The sequence below is a fragment of the Actinomadura sp. genome, assembly GCF_044508335.1.
GTDB lineage: Bacteria > Actinomycetota > Actinomycetes > Streptosporangiales > Streptosporangiaceae > Spirillospora.
In genome coordinates, this window is sequence record NZ_JBIQHY010000116.1 from 10,508 (window position 1) to 11,980 (window position 1,473).

Annotated in this window: 1 protein-coding gene; it reads left to right on the forward strand. The window is 72.1% G+C overall.

The annotated features are described in order from the left end of the window. Nucleotides 1-241: 241 nt before the first annotated feature. Nucleotides 242-1,276, forward strand: a complete 1,035-nt coding sequence (locus ACIWVC_RS28350; RefSeq protein WP_396452340.1) for an alpha/beta hydrolase — start codon at nt 242-244, stop codon at nt 1,274-1,276. The last annotated feature ends 197 nt before the right edge of the window (nt 1,277-1,473 follow it).

Below are 1,473 nucleotides of genomic sequence, written 5' to 3' on the forward strand. Positions count from 1 at the left end.
GGCCACGAGGTGCACGCGCTCACCCCGGCGGGGCAGGCCGAGCGGGCGGACGAGGCCGCCGCCGGCACCGGCGCCGACCCGGCCGCCGGCGCCGGCGCCGGGCGTGGGGAATGACTCACTTCTCCACAGCGGCGGGCGCAATTCTTATAACACGCCCATGTAGATCATTGCGGCTTGGACCGGGACACTCTCCCGGAGTCGCGCGGCCACGGGGGTCGGGCCTGATCCGCGAGGTGAGCACATGACACCCTCCGTCCGCCGTCGGTCCCACGCACTCCGCCGGCGGCGCCCGCTGGTGTCCGCCGCCGTCGGCGCCGCCCTGGTCGCCGGGATCGGCGCGACGGGCACGGGTTCCGCGCAGGCGCTGGCAGGTCCGGTCAAGGCCGACGACGGGGCGCGCATCACCGCGGAGAGCAAGGTCGGCACCCGCGAGGTCGACATCACCATCGCCTCGCCCGCGCTCGGCAAGTCGGTGAAGGCGCGGATCCTGCTGCCGAAGAACTGGACGCGCAACTCCACGGCGACGTGGCCGATCCTGTACGCCTTCCACGGCGGGCAGGACAACTACACCTCCTGGACGCGGAACACCGACATCGAGGCGTGGGCGGCGCAGTACAACGTCATCGTCGTCATGCCGGAGGGCGACAACGGCTCCTACACCGACTGGTACAACTACGGCAAGGGCGGGACGCCCAAGTGGGAGACGTTCCACACCGCCGAGGTGCGCCAGCTGATGGAGCGCAACTACCACGCGGGCGCGCTGCGCGCGGCGATCGGGAACTCCTCCGGCGGCGCCGGGGCCATGTCGTATGCGGCCAGGCACCCGGGGCTGTTCAAGTACGCGGCGTCGCTGAGCGGGATCCTGTCGATGCGGTCGATCGGGATGCCGGCGATGCTGATGTTCACCAACGCCGGCAACGGGCAGGACCCGTTCGCGATCTGGGGCATCCCGTGGGCCGACGACGCCAACTGGAAGGCGCACGACCCGTACACGCTGGCGCCCAAGCTGCGCGGCACCGGGATCTTCTTCTCCGCCGGGACGACGGGCCGGCCGGGCCCCGGCGACCCGGACGTGGCGCCGTGGGACATCGGCCTGCTCAGCGAGATAGCGGTGGGCGCGAACAACAAGGACTTCAAGAAGCGGCTGGACGAGCTGAAGATCCCCTACACGGCGCACATCTACGGCGACGGCCGGCACAACTGGCCCGCGTGGGTGCGGGAGTCGAAGTCGATCTGGCCGACGCTGATGAAGTCGATCGGCGCGAACAAGGCGTGACCCCGCGCGTCTGAGGGCGCGGGCGGTACCGAACCCGGCCCGGTTCCGGTCCCGGTTCAGCAGGCACACCCCGGTCGGCGCGGCCCGGTCGGCGCGGCCCGGTCAGTGCATGGTCGCCGCGCATGGCCGCCGCGCGGGACCCCCGCGCATGGCCCGCGGGGCGGGGTATGTGGGGCGGGGTCAGTCGCGGTAGCTCA